This window comes from Pseudomonas xantholysinigenes (assembly GCF_014268885.2).
GTDB lineage: Bacteria > Pseudomonadota > Gammaproteobacteria > Pseudomonadales > Pseudomonadaceae > Aquipseudomonas > Aquipseudomonas xantholysinigenes.
Genome location: NZ_CP077095.1, coordinates 3,335,515 through 3,349,024, shown reverse-complemented (window position 1 = coordinate 3,349,024; position 13,510 = coordinate 3,335,515). Strand labels below are relative to the sequence as shown.

Below are 13,510 nucleotides of genomic sequence, written 5' to 3'. Positions count from 1 at the left end.
GCATAGGCGAATGGATAAATCAGCTTACCCCATGAAAACCTTGATACTCAGTGCGAGTATCGGCCTTGCAGGTTGCGCCTTGGCGTTGATCAGCCGTCAGCGCAGTGTTGCGCAATTGAACACGTTGTTTGACTGGCTAGGCGGTGGCGAGGCGAGCCTGGTGGAGCACTTTCTCAGCGGCCTGGGTGTCGTGTTGCTGAGTATTTTCCTGGTGGTGCTCCACGCGAGAATGTCCACCCGGCAAGCATGGCCGAAAGCGTGGCTGCGCGTTGGATGGTTCGTTGCCCTGCGCTCGAAAGTATTCAGAGCGACACGCCCTATCTACATCGTGCATTGGTCCGCAGTGATTGCGACCGTCTATGTGTTCGCGAGTTGCCAATGGGAGCTTAGCCAGGCCCAGGCGGGGCGGGCCTTTCAGACCTTGCAGCTGTCGATGGATATCGCCGGAAGCGCGACGGCGTGTGTTTTTCTGATGCTATTGATGCGGGCCGACTATCGGCGCGCTCGTCAATCCAGAAGCCTGGTGCTCGGCAGATGAGCCGGTTGAGTTATCGCGCAGCGGACCGCGCCGACTGCCTAGGCTACCTACAAGGTGCGTCATGACTATGCTTGCGAGATGAGTGCACCCATCCAGACACGTCATCCCTGTCCGCCTGGCGCTTGCGACTGCGGCCGCGAACAGTTGGCCGACGGCCCCGAGCGACGCATCCTGCTGCTCACCCGCGAGGAGGAGAAGCGCCTGCTCGCCCGGTTGGAAAACCTCAAGGACCTGGACGACCTGCGCCACCTGCAACAGCGCCTCTTCGAGCAGCTGGGTATCCGCGTGCATATCGGCCCTGGGCTCAATGAAGTGCGGACCATGCGCGGCATCGCCATCGAGCTGGAGCCCCAGCCGGGCCTGTGCCGCAAGACCCGCCAGTCGATCCCTGCCGCCATTCGCCGTGGCCTCGAGCGCAATCCGCAGGTGGCCTTCCGCCTGCTCGATGCCCACGACCTGTTGCGCGACGCCTGAACCTCAGCGCATCGCCGCCAGCTTGATGCCAAAGCCCACCAGGCAGACCCCGGCCAGGCGCTCCAGGGCATGCGTCACCCGTGGGTTGGCGCGCATGCGTTCGGCCAGGCGATGGGTCAGCAGTACCGCCACCAGGCCGTACAGCAGCGTCAGCCCGGCCACGGTCAGTGCCATGAAGGCGAAGGTGACCACGCCCTGGTGGCGCACCGGGTCGATGAACAAGGGGAAGAACGCCATGTAGAACATGATCGCCTTGGGGTTGAGCAGGGTGATCATCATGGTCTGGCGCAGGTAGCGGCCGCTGGCCATGCCGCTGTCGCGCGGCGCCGCGCCAGGCTTGCTCAGGACCATGCGCAGGCCGAGCCAGGCCAGGTAGGCCGCGCCCGCCCACTGCACCACGTGGAAGGCCGCCGGGTAGGTGGCGAGCAAGGTGGCCACGCCGGCCACCGCCAGCCACATCAGCACCTGGTCGCCGAGGATCACCCCGAAGGTGGCGGCCAGGCCGCCTTTGATGCCGCCCTTGCCGGTGGCGCTGATCAGGGCGAAGTTGCCTGGCCCGGGGATCGCCAGGAGGATGAGGAACGCGATCACGAAAGCGCCGTAGTCGGTCACGCCGAGCATGGGGGAGTCTCCTGGCAGGGGTTGGCGGGCAAAGAACGATATATGCCATCATCCGCGTCACTTGCAAAGCCGCAAGGGCACAAGGAGGTGGACATGGCGTTTGGCGCGGATGAGCGGGCGCGGTTGCTCGCGGTCAAGGGCGTTGGCCCGACCGTGGTGCAGCGCCTGGAGCAACTGGGGTTCGACTCGCTGGCGCAGCTGGCCAAGGCCGATGCCCTGCAGATCGTCGGCGCGGCGGCGAGCTTGGTGGGCAGCAGTTGCTGGAAGAACAGCCCCCAAGCCCGGAGCGCGATCCAGGCGGCCATTGCCTGTGCCCGCGCGGCCACCGAGGCATCCGGCTAATTTTTCCCGCGTGGTTTTCGTTCCCTTGGAAGCCGCCCTGCGCCTGGCGCGTTCGGCCCTCATCATTCAAGGAGACAGGCAATGACTTCCGTTTTCGACCGTGACGACATCCAGTTCCAGGTAGTGGTCAACCACGAAGAGCAGTACTCGATCTGGCCCGACTACAAGGCCATCCCCAACGGCTGGCGCGCGGTCGGCAAGAGTGGCCTGAAGAAGGATTGCCTGGCCTATATCGACGAAGTGTGGACCGACATGCGCCCACTGAGCCTGCGCCAGCAGATGGCCGCGGCGCAGTAAGGCGGTGTCGGCACTGAACCTGCTGTGCCTGCCGTACTCCGGCGCTAGTGCCATGGTCTACAGCCGCTGGCGGCGCAAACTGCCGGCCTGGCTGCAGGTGCGCCCGGTGGAGTTGCCTGGGCGCGGCGCGCGCATGGGCGAGGCCTTGCACACCGACCTGCAGGCGTTGGCTCGGCAATTGGCCTCCGAGCAGCGCCTGGCGGCCCAGGCACCCTATGCCTTGCTTGGGCACAGCCTTGGTGCCCTGGTGGCGTTCGAGCTGGCCCATGAGCTGCGCGCGCTGGGTTGCCCGCCGCCGGTAGCCTTGTTCGCCTGCGGAACCGCCGCGCCCACGCGCCGGGAGGACTACGACAGCTCGCGTTGGACCGAACCGCGCAGTGATGCCGAACTCATCGACGAGCTGCGCAAGCTGGGTGGCACGCCGGATGAGGTCTTGGACAACGAAGAGCTGATGAGCCTGACCTTGCCGATCGTGCAGGCCGATTTTCTGCTGTGTGGGCGCTATGCCTATCGCCAGCGCGCGCCGTTGACCTGCCCGTTGCATGTGCTGGCCGGCGAGGACGACCGCGCCACTGACGAGCAGTTGCAGGCCTGGGCGCGCGAGACCGCCGCGCCGTATGCCTTGGCCAAGTTCCCGGGCGGGCATTTCTTCATTCATGAGCATGAAGACCGGGTGCTCGATGTGCTCGGGCGCACGCTGGAACCATTTCGGCTTTCTGCCTGAATAGCGACGAAACGCTTGCCGGCTGTAGTGGCCGTAGGCTTGGTGACACCGGGGTTGAGAGGGCCTGCGGCGACGTTTGATCGACGCCAGGCGCCATCAGCCCTTGCCCCAGCCTCGGCTTCTTGGCACCCTTTGCCAGCCTTCGCGTTTCGTCACTACTAAGGAACCCTCACGTGAGCTGGGAAAAAGTCGGTAAAACACTGGCCGCTTCGCTGGTCGTGGCAGCCTGTGTCGTGGCCTTCTACACGTCGTTGCACGGCAACGAGCGGTTGCAGGCGCGCCTGACCTACGCCCACCTTACCTACCCAGGCCAGTTCAACGAACGTATCACCCAGGCCAATGACCTGCTCAAGTACGAGCGCCTGCACGAGCGCGTCGGCAGCATTGCCGCCGGCAGCCTCGACCACCAGCAGGTCGACAGGCTGGTCGAACTGGCCCAGGCACCTTACCTGCAGCTGTTCGCCCGGCCGTTCGAGGCGGGCCTGGTGGACCACCGCACCGGGCTGCTCATCGAACTGAGCAACCCAGGCCAGCAAGCGTTGCTGGATGTGCAGATCCGCCTGCCGGCCAAAGGCCTGGTGCAGGTGCGCGACGCCGCAGGCAATGACACGCTGGTACAGGCGCCGACCAACCATATCGACATTCCCGCCATCGACGCCCTTGGCGAGTCGAAGGTCTGGGTGTATTTCGACTCGGACTACTCGCAGGTCCGCCAGGGCGGCATCAGCATTCGCCAGGGCGGTGCCAGCGCGCAGATCGAGGTGGTGCGCGAGTTCGTCGGCTTCCCGGCCTGGGTGGCCCGCTACAGCCACGAGCTGGCGCTGTTGTTGGTGGCGTTGGTGGTCGCGGTGCTGGTGTTGGCCTACCGTGGCCTGAAACGCCCATCGGCGAGGGCCCTGTAGGGGCCTCGCCGACGAGGGGGGAACGGCCCTGGTGCTATCAGTGGATGGCCACCGGGTTGATGTTGACCTGGGTCGAGCCTTTGTACAGCGGCTGGCCGAGCACGAACAGGAACTCGAAGGCCTTGTCCTTGACCAGTTCGCGGGTGTCGATCAGCTCAAGGTTGTAGATCCCGCGCTTGGCCAGCATGAACTGGTTGACCGGAAACTCCTCGCCGGTCGGGTTCGGGTACACCTCGGACGCCCAGGTGTCACCGCCGAAGGCGACGATGCCCTGGTCGGCCAGCCACTGGGCCGCGGCCAGGTCGATGCCTGGTTCGGTGGCCAGGAACTGCTGGTTGTCCTTGCCGATCAGCTCCAGCCAGCCGGTGTTGAACAGCACCACGTCGCCTTTGCGCAGGGTGATGTTCTCTTTCGTCAGCACCGCCTGGATGTCGGCGACGGTGAAGGCGGTGCCGCCCGGCACGATGGCCTTGCCGTAGTGGGCGGTCATGTCCAGTACCACGCCGCGGGTGACCATCGGCGGCACTTTCTCGACGCCCAGTTTCTTCACGCCTTCGACGGTGACGAAGTCGGCGGCCTTGTTGCCGTTGTAGTAGACATTGTCGATGCCGATATGGCCGATGCCATTGAGCTGGGTGCCGACGCCGGTCCAGCCGTTGACCAGCTCATCGTTGAAGGTGAACTTGTTGCGGCCCAGGCTCTGGCCGGCCTGTTCGCCCGGCTGGATGTTGTACAGGTGGAAACTGCGATGGCGGAAGGCCGGCAGGTCCTTGCTCACCGGTACCGCCAGCGGGTAGGTCTTGCCGGTCTTGACCAGGCCGACCGCTTGCTTGACCACTTCGGCGGTCAGCAGGTTGGCGGCGCCGATTTCGTCATTGGCGCCGTAGGGCGAATGCTGCCAGTCGGCGGCGATCGCCGAATGGGCGGTCGCCGCCAGGGCGGCGGCGAGCAGCAGGGGTTTGAATGCTTTCATGGGGTCTCTCCTGAAGGGCAAGGCGTTTTCAGGAGTGGATTCTGGGCAGCCCGGCGGCGGGGAAAAAGCCGGCGCCGGGACAATGACTTTTGCCTGGCAGGCAAAGCGTGCCGGGGCTTACCAGGCCAATGGCGTGTCGAAGCCTTTCCAGCAGACCCAGCGCCGCAGCTCGGCATGGGCACCGGTGCCTATCTGCCATTGCGGCCGGCCACTGTCCAGGGCGATCAGCGAGATGAAACCGGCGTGACTGGCCGCTGCTAGGGTGCGGCCGTCGGCGCTGATGTCGAGGGCACTGATGGTCGAGCCCAGGTAGTGCTGCCAGTGTTCGCGGCCATCCTCGCCAAAGGCGCGCAGGTAGCCATGGGCATCGCCGACGATGTACTCGCCGTCGCGGGCGACCCCGGCATAGATTCGCGCGCCTTGTTGCAGCAGCGGCGTGCGTGGATCGTCGCTGCCGGGTTCGGTGTCCAGCCCCGGCAGGTCGGCGACCCGCACGCCGATGCTGGCGCCCTGGTAGAGGTGGCAGGCATTGAGCAGCAACTGGTCGCCCAACTGGTTGAACAGGGCGTAATGCGGGTACTCGCTGGCCGGGCCAAGGCTGGCCAGTGGTTGCAGGTGTTCATCGAGCACCAGGTGGCGACCGCACTGCTCGCCCAGGGCGATCAAGCGGCCATCGGGCGCCATGGCGGCGTGTTCCATGGCCAGGCCCAGGGCGATGTCGTCCGGGTCGACGCCCTGGCGCAGGTCGTCGAGCACATCGTCCTGGCGCGGCAGCAGGCGGGTGGCGCCGTTGGCGGCGAGCACGAAGATACCGTCGCTGCTGACCAGCAGCACCCGTTGGCCATCGGGGAAGGGCGTCAACGTGGTGGGCACCGGTGGCAGGTCCAGCGGCTCGAACGGATAACCCGCCGGCAGGCCTTCCAGGCCATGGGGCCAGGCCAGCCGCGCCACCAGTGGGCCGCCCCAGCCATCGGTGACACGCACGCCCTCAGCATTGGCCAGGGCGTAGTAGCGCCGTTGCGGACAGCGGCCGAAATGCTCGATGCCGATCACCGGGGTCACGCCCTGAGCGTCGAGGCGCAGTACCTGGCCCTTGTCGTGGGGCATGCCGACCCGCGCCAGCAGGCTGCCGTCGTTGAGCAGCAACAGTTGGCCGATGCCCTGGGCCCGGTCATCGAGCAACGGCACCAGCGGCAGGTGCGCCGGCGGCCAGGCATCGCGGAACAGCTGGCGCTGCGGCGCGTCGACGCCGGGCCGGTTGATCGCCAGCAGGGCGGCCTGCCAGGCCTCGAGCAGATGCCCGGTGGCCGGCGCGGCAGGTTCCTCGAGCGCGTCCCAGCCGTGCGCGCGGCCCTGCGCGACGTACCGGTTGATCGCCTCGGCGTAGGCGATCACCGCCTCGCGCCACTGCTGCTGAGGGTGCTGCTTGTTCATGGCGGATCGAACTCCTTGTTCCGCAATGTTGTCAGGGAGAGTGCATCAAAACGGTGCATGGTACTCCTTCCGCGCCCGTGGTTGTGAGGCCCGGGCGGGATGCGTACCATGCCGGGCATCCTTTCAATAAAAAACGTGCGTCACCGGGCTTGGAACGGGCAGGTGAGGCGCGTCATATCGCCTTGTCCGCGGAGAAACGCTTTTTCACATGAATGGTCCCGTACCCACCTCGTTGCCCCCCACCGCCGGCAACGGCAGCTGGCTGAGCGTCATCGCCCTGGCGCTGGCGGCGTTCATCTTCAACACCACCGAGTTCGTGCCGGTGGCCTTGCTCAGCGATATCGGTCGCAGCTTCGACATGACCACCGCGCAGGTGGGCCTGATGCTGACCATCTATGCCTGGGTGGTGGCGCTGGCCTCGCTGCCGATGATGCTGATGACCCGCAACATCGAGCGGCGGCGCCTGTTGTTGTTCGTGTTCCTGGTGTTCATCCTCAGCCACCTGCTGTCATGGCTGTCGCAGAGCTTCGCCATGCTGCTGCTCAGCCGTATCGGCATTGCCCTGGCGCATGCCGTGTTCTGGGCCATCACCGCCTCGCTGGCGGTGCGCGTGGCGCCGCCGGGGCAGCAGGCCAAGGCCCTGGGGCTGCTGGCCACCGGCACCACCCTGGCGATGGTCATGGGCATTCCGCTGGGGCGGGTGGTGGGCGAGGCCCTGGGGTGGCGCATCACCTTCCTGTGCATTGCCGGGGTGGCCCTGGCGACCATGCTCTGCCTGATGAAATCGCTGCCGTTGCTGCCGAGCCAGAACTCCGGTTCGCTGCGCAGCCTGCCGATTCTGTTCAAGCGCCCGGCCTTGGTGATCACCTATGTGCTGGTGACTTTGGTGATCACCGCACAGTTCACCGCTTACAGCTACATCGAGCCATTCGCCCTGCACGTGGCGCAGATCGGCGGCGAGCGCACCACGCTGTTGCTGTTGCTGTTCGGCGGTGCCGGTGTATTCGGTTCGCTGCTGTTCAGTCGCTACAGCGAGCGCTATCCCCATGGCTTCCTGGTCGGTGCCATAGGCGCGTTGGCGGCGTGCCTGCTGTTGCTGCTGCCGCTGTCGGGCAACTTCTATGTGTTCGCCGGATTGAGCATGGTCTGGGGCGTGGCGATCCTCAGTTTCAGCCTGGCGTTGCAGTCCAAGACCCTCAAGCTGGCCTCGGACGCCACCGACGTGGCCATGGCGCTGTTCTCCGGCATCTACAACATCGGCATCGGCGGCGGCGCCTTGCTCGGCAGCATCGTCAGCAGTCAGACGGGCGTGGCCCACATCGGCCTGGTGGGCGGCAGCGTGGCCGTGGTCGGGCTGCTGCTGGCGCTGGCCAGCACCCGGCGCTTCCGTGAGGCGCTGGGCCAGGCGTGAGCCGTCACCTGCCAGTATTCGAACAGCCGGGGCAGCTGTGCCGCCCTGTGTGCCGCGAATACGCCGATGGCCAGTGCCTGGACGCGCACTGGCACGAAGCCGGGCAGTTGGTATTCGCCCGTCAGGGCATCATGGAGCTGCGTTGCGCACAGGGCTGCTGGGTGTTGTCGCCGCAGCAGGCGCTGTGGGTGCCGGCGCGGTTGCCACACAGCCTGCGAGCCCGGGGCGTGGTGAGCTTGCGCACCCTGTACCTGCATCCGCAGATCCCCGGTTTGCCGGCGCAGCCGCATAGCCTGCTAGTGACGCCGTTGTTGCGCGAATTGCTGCTCAGTGCCCGGCCCCTTGCGCAGGACAGCGCCACCGACAGCCGTGAGGCGCACCTGATGGCGCTGTTGCTCGACGAGGTGCGGCGTGCCCGCGAGTTGCCGTTGCGCCTGCCGATGCCGATGGAGCCACGCTTGCAGAAACTGTGCGCGGCCTTGCTGGCTACGCCCGAGGACAGTCGCAGCCTCGAGCAATGGGGGCAGCAGGTGGGGGCCTCGGTACGTACCCTGGCGCGCCTGTTTCGCGCCGAACTGGGTTGTACCTTCCAGCACTGGCGCCAGCAGGCGCGGGTGTTTGCCGCCATCGCTCGCCTGGAGCAAGGCGAGCCGGTAGGGCGCATAGCCCTGGAACTGGGCTATGAATCGCCTGCCGCGTTCGCCAAGGTGTTCCGGCGCCTGCTTGGCTGCGCGCCGAGCGCCTACCAGGCAACATGGCCGATTCGCGCGCAAGCCTGACCGCTGTGCGCTGATGGCGGTGCTGGCCGCGGCCTATGCTGGCGACTGCTCCCATCGTCCACAGGAGGCCTGCCATGGCCGTAGCATTTCACCGTGAAGACCTTGCCATTCCCGTCAATGGCATCACCCTCGATGCTTGGTTGTACCTGCCCGAGGTGGCGGGGCCATTGCCGCTGGTGCTGATGAGCCCGGGGTTCGCCGCGCTCAAGGGCCAGGCGCTGGACCGTTTCGCCGAGGTGCTGGTTGCCGACGGCCTGGCGGTGCTGGTGTTCGACCAACGCAATTTCGGCCGCAGCGGGGGGCACCTGCGCGGTGAGGTCGACCCGCGCCAGCAGCTTGACGACCTGCGCGAAGTCCTGACCTGGGCGACGCTGCAACCGCGCTTTGACGCGCGGCGTATCGGCTTGTGGGGTTCGAGCTACAGCGGCGGCCATGCCTTGCAATTGGCGGCCTGGGACCGCCGGGTGCGTTGCCTGGTGGCCCAGGTCCCGACCATCAGCGGCCAACAGAACTTCCTGCGCCGCGCCGGTGACCGGCTGCACGAGGCGCGGGCTGCGTTCGCCGCCGACCGGGCCGAGCGCCACCTGGGTGGCGCGCCCGCTTATCGCCGGGTGATCGCCGAGGCGGGGGAGGCCGGCATCTATGCCGGTGCCGATGCCGAGGCCTTCTACAACCAGGCCCGGGCGCTGGACGGCGATTGGCACAACCGGGTCACCCTGCGCTCCAGTGAGCTGGCCAGCGAGTACGAGCCCGGCTTGACCATTGAGCGTATCAGCCCGACGCCAATGCTGATGCTGGTGGCCGAGCGCGATACCGTGACTCCGACCGACCTGGCCCTGGCCGCCTACAACCGGGCCGGTGAGCCGAAGCGCCTGGAACTGTTGCCGGATGGGCATTTCGACCCCTACGAGCGGCACTTCCAGCAGGCCGCCGAGGCCGCGCGGGCATGGTTCGCACGGTATCTGGGCCAAGGCGAGCGTGCGCCTTACACCAGCAATGCCGACCACGCCGACACCAGCAGCAACCCCGCCAAGCCCTGATTGAACCAGCGCAGCCGCCGGGACGAGCGCAACCAGCGGGCGCTGCCCACCCCCATCAGCGCCCAAGTGGCCATGCTCGGCAAGGCCACCAGCAAGAACACCAGGGCCAGCCACCACATCGGCAGCGCTGGGCTGGCGAACAGGCCAACCATGGCCACCGCCGTCACCCAGACCTTGGGGTTGACCACCTGCAAGGTCGCGGCGCTCAGCGGCGCCAGCCCAGCGTTGGCACCTGGCGACAACGGCGCGCTGGCGCTGCGTAGCATCTTCCACGCCAGCCAGCTCAGCCACAATGCCCCGGCCCAGCTCATCGCCTGCTGCGCCAGCGGATAGCGCAACAGCAACTGGCCCAGGCCCAGGCCGACCAGCAGCACCACCAGTGCCGCCGCCACGCAGGCCGCCAGGATCGGCGCGATGCTGGCGCGCAGGCCGTGGCTGGCGCCATGGGCCAGGATCAGCAGGTTGGTCGGCCCCGGGCTGATGCTGGCGGCGACGGCAAACAGGATGAAGGGCAACAGCGTGTGCGACATGGCGAGAGCTCCGGTTGTTCGAAGCGCCATGTTCACGGCTGGTGGCCCATCAGTCTGGAAGGTTTGAGCAGCGCTTGCGGTAATCCGCCGGGGTCAGCTGGTAGGCACGGCGAAACCAGCGGCCCAGGTGGCTCTGGTCGGCAAAGCCGAGGGCGGTGGCCACGGCGGCGGGTGTCTGGCCACGGGCCAGCAGGCGTCGCGCCCGGGCCAGGCGGAGCTGGATCAGGTAGGCGTGGGGGGCCAGGCCGAAAGCGGCCTTGAAGGCGCGGGTCAGGCGGAAGCGATCGACGCCGCAGACCTGTGCCAGCTCCGCCAGGCCGATGTCCTGGTCCAGGTGCGCGTGCAGGTAGTCGCGGGCGATCTGCGCGGTCAGCGGTAGGCGCGGGTCGGGGTCCAGGCGTCTGCGCCAGTGCAGGTGGCCGGTGAGACAGGCTAGCAAATCGTCCAGGGCGGTCTGGCGGACGATGCGCAGTTCCCGCTGATGGACCGTCGCGAATGCCCGGGCGGTGGCCCCGGCCAGCCGAGGGTCATGGTGCAGCAGGGCGCTGAAGCTGGGTAGGGCGTCCCGTGGGGCATGCTCGAACAGCACGCGCAGCTCGGTGTCGAGCCAGTTGGGCTCCAGATAGAGTGTGGAGTAGGTGAAGCCGTCCGCGGTCGGCGCATGGCCGTCGTGCAAATCGGCGGGCTCCAGCAGGAATACTTGCCCGGGCGTGCTTTGATGGCGCTGGCGCCGGCAGTTGAATTGCTGCACGCCTTGCTCGGTGAACCCTACCAGGAAGCTGTCGTGCCAGTGCGGGTCGTAGGCGTGGCCGATGAAATGCGCGCGGACCGACTCGATGCCGGTGTCGGCGTCCTGTCTGAGATCGATCCAGTTGCTCATGTCGGGGGCCACTGCGCTGTTGGAGCATCGACCTTAACGCAGATCCCGCCTCAGGTTTAGAACGATTGTGCAGCGCTCAACGCTGGGCAAATGCCAGGTTGATTCCCAGCCCGGCGAACGACGCGGCAAAACCGCGACGCAGCCAGGCCTGCACCCTGGGCGAGTCGATCACCGCGCGGCGGAACAGGTGGGCGAGCAGGCCGTAGAGCACGAACACGACGAAGGTCATGGCCATGAACACAGCGCTCAGCCCCAGCATCTGTACGGTCGCGGAACCCGCGTGCGGGTCGATGAACTGCGGCAGGAAGGCCAGGAAGAACAGCGTCAGCTTGGGGTTGAGGATATTCAGCAGGCAGGCCTTGAGCACCAACTGCCCGGCACTGGCGGGCGTGGCCTGGGCATCCACCGCGAAGGCCGCGCGGTCGCGCCAGGTGGCATAGGCCAGGTACAGCAGGTAGGCGACGCCGGCGAACTTCAACCCCTGGAAGGCCAGGGCGCTGGTGTGCAGCAACGCCGATAGGCCCAGCACCGAGGCCAGCAGGTGCGGGACGATGCCCAGGGTGCAACCCGAGGCGGTCCACAGGCAGGCGCGACGCCCGGCCACCAGGGCGCTGGAAACGGTGAGGATGACCCCACTGCCGGGGATCAGCACGATGATCAGGGCGGTGAGCAGAAATTCCAGGCTCGGCATCGCAGGCAGCTCCTTGCTGGTGGGGTGGATGCACTATACCCCTGGAGCCAGTCGCTGCAACATGTCCTCCGGGCGCAGCGTGGCGAAACGCTCGCGCAGCCATTGGTGCAATTGCGCCACGGCCGGGGTGAGCTGCTTGCGGTGCGGGCACACCAGCGTCACCGGCGTCAGCTCGCCCGGATGCTCGGGCAACAGCACTTCCAGCTCGCCGGCGGCGACATTGCTGCTCACATCCAGCCACGACTTGTAGACGATCCCTTCGCCCTCCAGGGCCCAGCGCCGGACCACATCGGCGTCGTCGCTGAACAGTGGGCCGCGCACCTGCACGGTACGGTTGCCCAGGCGCCACTTGTCGTACACCCGGCTCTGCTGCAGGTACAGCAGGCAATCATGCTGCTGCAGGTCGTCGGGGCTGCGCGGGCGGCCATGGCGGGCCAGGTAGGCGGGCGAGGCCACCAGCACCCGGCGATTCCACGGGGCCAGGGGCAGGGCGATGTAGTTGGCGTCTTCGTTCAGGCCGTAGCGAATGGCCACATCCACCGGGTCGCGGTACAGGTCGGCCAACTGGTCGGAAAGAAAGAAGCGCAGGCCCAACCCCGGGTGCTCGCGGCGAAACGCGCTGAGCCAGGGGCGCAACAGATTGCGGCCCATGTCCGAGGGCGCGGCCACCTGCAGCACGCCGCGCAGGCCAGAGTGGCTGCCATGCAGGTCTTCGCGGCCCTGGCGCAGGGCTTCGAGCACGCGTTGGGCGGTGGGCAGGTACAGCTCACCCTCGGCGGTCAGGCGCAGGCTGCGGGTGGTGCGGGCGAACAGCCGCACATCGAGCTCGCGCTCCAGGCGCTTGACCGCCGCCGCCACTTGGCCGGGCAGCAGGTCGGCCTCGTGGGCGGCGGCGGTGAAGCTACCCAAGGCGCTGGCGCGAGTGAAGAGTTCCAGGTCGGTGATCCGCAGCATTTTCACTCCAGGGATGAAAGTGTTGCTGCATTGTGCTGGTTTTTCTTTCGCGGCGGGAAGATAACATCTGCTGCATTCACGATCCCTTGAGGAATTGCCGTAGATGGACACCGTTACCCTTGCCAAGCGCCGCTACACCACCAAAGCCTACGATGCCAGCCGCAAGATCCCCCAGGCGACCATCGATGCCTTGCTCGAACAACTGCGCCACAGCCCTTCGTCGGTCAATTCGCAGCCCTGGCATTTCATCGTCGCCGACAGCGCCGAAGGCAAGGCGCGCCTGGCCAAGGCCACCGATGAGCGTTTTGCCTACAACAGCCCGAAGATCCGCGATGCGTCCCATGTGCTGGTGTTCGCGGCCCGTACCGAGATGACCGAGGACCACCTGCTGGCCGTGTTGCAGCAGGAGGCCAGCGATGGGCGGTTCCGCACCGAACAATCCCGGGAAACCCAGGACCAGACCCGTCGCGGCTATGTGAACCTGCACCGTCATGATTTCAAGGATGTGCAGCACTGGATGGAGAAGCAGGTCTACCTGGCGCTGGGCACTGCATTGCTGGGGGCCGCCGCCCATGGCCTGGATGCGACGCCGATCGAAGGTTTCGATGCCAAGGCACTGGATGCCGAATTGGGCCTGCGCGAACGGGGTTACACCAGCGTGGTGCTGTTGAGCCTGGGCTATCGCAGCGAGGAAGACTTCAACGCCGGCCTGAGCAAGTCGCGCCTGCCGGCGGCCGAGGTATTCACCTTCCTCTGACTGATGGCACCGCGTCGCCTGTTTCGCGGGCAAGCCCGCTCCCACATGAGAAGCGCATAACCTGGGATCAGCGCGGTCCTGTGGGAGCGGCTTCAGCCGCGAACACCGGCGCAGCCGATGCCAGGCACCGCGTCGTCTGCTTCGCGGGCAAGCCCGCTCCCAC

The 13,510-nt window shown here is 66.7% G+C and carries 17 protein-coding genes; 10 read left to right on the top strand and 7 right to left on the bottom strand.

Annotated features, from left to right (window positions below; genetic code table 11):
- The first annotated feature begins 31 nt into the window (after positions 1-31).
- A complete protein-coding gene (locus HU772_RS14815; protein WP_186662086.1) occupies positions 32-538 on the top strand; it encodes a hypothetical protein in 507 nt (168 codons plus the stop codon).
- A gap of 78 nt (positions 539-616) precedes the next feature.
- Positions 617-1,012: a hypothetical protein gene (locus tag HU772_RS14810; protein ID WP_186662087.1), complete on the top strand. Its 396-nt coding sequence runs from the start codon at positions 617-619 to the stop codon at positions 1,010-1,012.
- A 3-nt stretch (positions 1,013-1,015) separates the two neighbouring features.
- On the opposite strand, the gene HU772_RS14805 is transcribed toward HU772_RS14810, so the two are convergent.
- Entirely contained in the window at positions 1,016-1,633 is a 618-nt protein-coding gene (locus HU772_RS14805; protein WP_186662088.1) for a LysE family transporter, read from the bottom strand.
- 93 nt (positions 1,634-1,726) lie between these two features.
- Between HU772_RS14805 and HU772_RS14800 the strand changes: the two genes are divergently transcribed.
- The 4 genes from HU772_RS14800 (at position 1,727) to HU772_RS14785 (ending at position 3,898) form a co-directional block, all read left to right on the top strand.
- On the top strand, positions 1,727-1,975 hold the full coding sequence (locus HU772_RS14800) for a helix-hairpin-helix domain-containing protein (RefSeq protein ID WP_186662089.1): 249 nt from the start codon (positions 1,727-1,729) through the stop codon (positions 1,973-1,975).
- Between the two features lie 81 nt (positions 1,976-2,056).
- Complete coding sequence (locus HU772_RS14795; protein ID WP_134693884.1) at positions 2,057-2,272, top strand: MbtH family protein; 216 nt, start codon at positions 2,057-2,059, stop codon at positions 2,270-2,272.
- Between the two features lie 4 nt (positions 2,273-2,276).
- Positions 2,277-2,996, top strand: coding sequence for a thioesterase II family protein (locus HU772_RS14790; RefSeq protein ID WP_186662090.1), 720 nt, complete (start codon positions 2,277-2,279; stop codon positions 2,994-2,996).
- Positions 2,997-3,169: 173 nt separating this feature from the next.
- A complete protein-coding gene (locus HU772_RS14785; RefSeq protein WP_186662091.1) occupies positions 3,170-3,898 on the top strand; it encodes a hypothetical protein in 729 nt (242 codons plus the stop codon).
- 37 nt (positions 3,899-3,935) lie between these two features.
- Here the strand turns inward: HU772_RS14785 and HU772_RS14780 are convergent, their stop codons facing one another.
- Complete coding sequence (locus tag HU772_RS14780) at positions 3,936-4,871, bottom strand: cyclase family protein (protein WP_186662092.1); 936 nt, start codon at positions 4,869-4,871, stop codon at positions 3,936-3,938.
- A 117-nt stretch (positions 4,872-4,988) separates the two neighbouring features.
- On the bottom strand, positions 4,989-6,305 hold the full coding sequence (locus HU772_RS14775; protein WP_186662093.1) for a hypothetical protein: 1,317 nt from the start codon (positions 6,303-6,305) through the stop codon (positions 4,989-4,991).
- Positions 6,306-6,513: 208 nt separating this feature from the next.
- On the opposite strand from HU772_RS14775, the gene HU772_RS14770 reads away from it, so the two are divergent.
- The 3 genes from HU772_RS14770 to HU772_RS14760 all read left to right on the top strand — a co-directional run bounded on the left by HU772_RS14770 (position 6,514) and on the right by HU772_RS14760 (position 9,535).
- The gene (locus HU772_RS14770; RefSeq protein ID WP_186662094.1) at positions 6,514-7,716 is read left to right on the top strand and encodes a sugar transporter; all 1,203 of its coding nucleotides are present in this window, start codon (positions 6,514-6,516) and stop codon (positions 7,714-7,716) included.
- Positions 7,713-8,495, top strand: a complete 783-nt coding sequence (locus HU772_RS14765) for an AraC family transcriptional regulator (RefSeq protein WP_186662095.1) — start codon at positions 7,713-7,715, stop codon at positions 8,493-8,495. The genes HU772_RS14770 and HU772_RS14765 overlap by 4 nt, the downstream gene beginning before the upstream one ends.
- Positions 8,496-8,569: 74 nt before the next feature.
- Positions 8,570-9,535, top strand: a complete 966-nt coding sequence (locus tag HU772_RS14760; protein WP_186662096.1) for an alpha/beta hydrolase — start codon at positions 8,570-8,572, stop codon at positions 9,533-9,535.
- On the opposite strand, the gene HU772_RS14755 is transcribed toward HU772_RS14760, so the two are convergent.
- From HU772_RS14755 to HU772_RS14740, 4 genes are all read right to left on the bottom strand, one after another.
- A complete protein-coding gene (locus HU772_RS14755; protein WP_186662097.1) occupies positions 9,481-10,065 on the bottom strand; it encodes a LysE family translocator in 585 nt (194 codons plus the stop codon). The two genes, HU772_RS14760 and HU772_RS14755, sit on opposite strands and share 55 nt — an antisense overlap.
- Before the next feature lie 49 nt (positions 10,066-10,114).
- Positions 10,115-10,945, bottom strand: a complete 831-nt coding sequence (locus HU772_RS14750; protein WP_186662098.1) for an AraC family transcriptional regulator — start codon at positions 10,943-10,945, stop codon at positions 10,115-10,117.
- Positions 10,946-11,021: 76 nt separating this feature from the next.
- Positions 11,022-11,636, bottom strand: coding sequence for a LysE family translocator (locus tag HU772_RS14745; RefSeq protein ID WP_186662099.1), 615 nt, complete (start codon positions 11,634-11,636; stop codon positions 11,022-11,024).
- Positions 11,637-11,669: 33 nt separating this feature from the next.
- Complete coding sequence (locus tag HU772_RS14740) at positions 11,670-12,590, bottom strand: LysR family transcriptional regulator (RefSeq protein ID WP_186662100.1); 921 nt, start codon at positions 12,588-12,590, stop codon at positions 11,670-11,672.
- Positions 12,591-12,693: 103 nt separating this feature from the next.
- Here HU772_RS14740 and nfsB point away from each other — a divergent pair, with 103 nt between their 5' ends.
- A complete protein-coding gene (gene nfsB, locus HU772_RS14735) occupies positions 12,694-13,347 on the top strand; it encodes an oxygen-insensitive NAD(P)H nitroreductase (RefSeq protein ID WP_186662101.1) in 654 nt (217 codons plus the stop codon).
- Positions 13,348-13,510 lie beyond the last annotated feature (163 nt).

What these genes read in the sequence shown, in the direction of transcription:
- HU772_RS14770 (WP_186662094.1), top strand. Translation starts at nt 6,514, where the DNA reads ATGAATGGTCCCGTACCCACCTCGTTGCCCCCCACCGCCGGCAACGGC.
- HU772_RS14745 (WP_186662099.1), bottom strand. Translation starts at nt 11,636, where the DNA reads ATGCCGAGCCTGGAATTTCTGCTCACCGCCCTGATCATCGTGCTGATC.
- HU772_RS14780 (WP_186662092.1), bottom strand. Translation starts at nt 4,871, where the DNA reads ATGAAAGCATTCAAACCCCTGCTGCTCGCCGCCGCCCTGGCGGCGACC.
- HU772_RS14810 (WP_186662087.1), top strand. Translation starts at nt 617, where the DNA reads ATGAGTGCACCCATCCAGACACGTCATCCCTGTCCGCCTGGCGCTTGC.
- HU772_RS14740 (WP_186662100.1), bottom strand. Translation starts at nt 12,590, where the DNA reads ATGCTGCGGATCACCGACCTGGAACTCTTCACTCGCGCCAGCGCCTTG.
- HU772_RS14755 (WP_186662097.1), bottom strand. Translation starts at nt 10,065, where the DNA reads ATGTCGCACACGCTGTTGCCCTTCATCCTGTTTGCCGTCGCCGCCAGC.
- nfsB (WP_186662101.1), top strand. Translation starts at nt 12,694, where the DNA reads ATGGACACCGTTACCCTTGCCAAGCGCCGCTACACCACCAAAGCCTAC.
- HU772_RS14800 (WP_186662089.1), top strand. Translation starts at nt 1,727, where the DNA reads ATGGCGTTTGGCGCGGATGAGCGGGCGCGGTTGCTCGCGGTCAAGGGC.
- HU772_RS14805 (WP_186662088.1), bottom strand. Translation starts at nt 1,633, where the DNA reads ATGCTCGGCGTGACCGACTACGGCGCTTTCGTGATCGCGTTCCTCATC.
- HU772_RS14775 (WP_186662093.1), bottom strand. Translation starts at nt 6,305, where the DNA reads ATGAACAAGCAGCACCCTCAGCAGCAGTGGCGCGAGGCGGTGATCGCC.
- HU772_RS14815 (WP_186662086.1), top strand. Translation starts at nt 32, where the DNA reads ATGAAAACCTTGATACTCAGTGCGAGTATCGGCCTTGCAGGTTGCGCC.
- HU772_RS14760 (WP_186662096.1), top strand. Translation starts at nt 8,570, where the DNA reads ATGGCCGTAGCATTTCACCGTGAAGACCTTGCCATTCCCGTCAATGGC.
- HU772_RS14795 (WP_134693884.1), top strand. Translation starts at nt 2,057, where the DNA reads ATGACTTCCGTTTTCGACCGTGACGACATCCAGTTCCAGGTAGTGGTC.
- HU772_RS14750 (WP_186662098.1), bottom strand. Translation starts at nt 10,945, where the DNA reads ATGAGCAACTGGATCGATCTCAGACAGGACGCCGACACCGGCATCGAG.